The 1,976-nt window shown below is 67.5% G+C and carries 2 protein-coding genes; one reads left to right on the top strand and one right to left on the bottom strand.

Going from position 1 to position 1,976, the window contains the following annotated elements; genetic code table 11:
• A partial coding sequence (locus tag ACOJSF_RS00770) for a polysaccharide biosynthesis/export family protein (protein WP_420140336.1) occupies positions 1 to 982 on the top strand: 982 nt, incomplete at its 5' end.
• Positions 983 to 1,145: 163 nt separating this feature from the next.
• Here the strand turns inward: ACOJSF_RS00770 and ACOJSF_RS00765 are convergent.
• Positions 1,146 to 1,976, bottom strand: an 831-nt coding sequence (locus ACOJSF_RS00765; protein WP_420140335.1) for a glycosyltransferase family 2 protein, incomplete at its 5' end; no start/stop codon positions are given.

Genomic DNA, 1,976 nt, shown 5'->3' with positions numbered 1-1,976 from the left:
GGTGGAAACGCTGAACCAAGCGCAGAGCTCACGCGCGGCGGCGACGAAGACGCTCGCCACTCTTGCGGGCCCACCACGGCGCGATGTGCTCGGCCCCGGCGACACATTGACGATCAGCATCTACGAGGTAGGCGTCGCGCTGTTTGGTCGCGGCGCCGCCGCAGGCTCTGGCACATTTGATCCCGCTGCTCATGGGGAAAGATTTCCGGAGGTGCGGATCGACGGAGAGGGCAAGATTACCCTGCCTTATGTCGGGACGATCCCAGCTGCAGGCGCCACCGTCGGCGAGATCGAGGCCGAGATCAACCGGCGCCTCGCCGGCCAGTCGCAACGCCCGCAGGCCATGGTGACGCTCTCCGAGAACCTTTCGAACACCGTGATAGTGTCCGGCAACGTCAACAAACCGGGCCGCTACGACCTCAGCTTTAATGGCGAAAGACTGCTCGATGCTGTCGCGCTGGCGGGTGGTGCTACCGCCTCGTCAGAGGATACGCTCGTCCGATTTGCGCGGGGCGCGCAAACCATCGAGCAGCGGCTCGACAGCATCCGTGCATCCTCGCGCGACAATCTGCTCCTCGCTCCACGCGACACGGTCGAACTCATTGCGCGCCCGCGCAGCTTCACGGTGTTCGGGGCGGCGGGCCGCGTCTCGCAGGTGTCGTTTGAGACGGGCGGCGTCTCCCTCGCCGAGGCGCTGGCGCGCGTGCAGGGCCCCAATGACAACACCGCCGATCCGACCGCGGTGTTCGTCTTCCGCTACGACGACACGATCGACCCCGCCTCGGGCGCCAAGCCCGTAATCTACCGGCTCGATCTGCTCCAGCCCGCCTCCTACTTCCTGGCGCAGCGGGTCGCGATGCAGGACAAGGATGTGATCTACATCGCCAATTCGGCCGCCAACCAGCCGTCCAAGCTGGTGTCGATCATCAACCAGCTGTTCTCGCCGCTGTTGACCGCGCGGGTGCTGACGCGGAATAATTAAGGGACCGGCCGGCGGACCTCCCCATAGAACCTAAACGGTCCACCGTCGCCCCGCAGTCGAAGCCCATGTCTCTCTCCTAGATCGGCCGCTGATCGGGAGAGCGATAGGCCTCGCCCCAACAAGGGCGGCAAGGCGATAACGCACAGGAAGCTCGGCGACAGGGTCAGCCCCCGAATGGCATGTCCGCCGGCGGGCCGACCGCCCAGGGATCTGCCGCGGCACTCGCTGCGATCCAGCGCGTCACTGCCTCTGCCGGGGGCAGGCGCAGCCCGTCGAAGGGCTGGCCGCTGCGTGCCCAATTGGGGTTGAAGGCGGGATCGAGATCGAGCGCCGCTCCCCAGCGCCCCCGCATCCACGCCCAGTCCGCCCGGTCGCGGACATGTTCGGCGCTGGACATGACGCTACCGCGCGTGGCGGATTCGCGATGGATCGCGACGATGTGGGACGCCTGCACGACATGCGCGCCCGCCGCCCGGATGCGCAGGCAGAAATCCACGTCATTATAGGCGATCGGCAGCCGCTCCTCGAAACCGCCGACCGCCTCGAACAGCGTGCGCGAGACCGCCAGCCACGCCCCCGTCACGGCCGAGGCGAGCCGCGGATGCCGCCAGCGCGCGGCCGGGCCGCCGGGGTCTGTCCGGTGAAGCACGCCTTCGTGGACCGGGCTGCCTTCCTCCCCCATGCCGAAGATCACGCCGGCGTGCTGGATCGTCCGATCGGGATAGAGGAGCAGCGCCCCCAGCGCGCCGACGCCCCGATGTGCCAGGCCGTCGCGCAGTGCCGTGTCCCAGCCCGGCGTCTCCATCTCGATGTCGTTGTTAAGGAACAACAGCAACGAGGCATCACCTCGGGCGGCGGCCAGATTGTTGGCGCGTGCCCAGTTAAACGGCTCGTCATGCGCGATCGTGCGGGCGATCCCCTGCGCCTGCCAGCCCGCCAGCAGCGCCGCCGTCTCCGCCAGCACGCTACGATTGTCCATAATGAGAATGTCGAG

The organism is Sphingomonas sp., assembly GCF_048594985.1.
Lineage (GTDB): Bacteria > Pseudomonadota > Alphaproteobacteria > Sphingomonadales > Sphingomonadaceae > Sphingomonas_I.
This window is presented reverse-complemented; position numbering and strand designations above follow the sequence as displayed.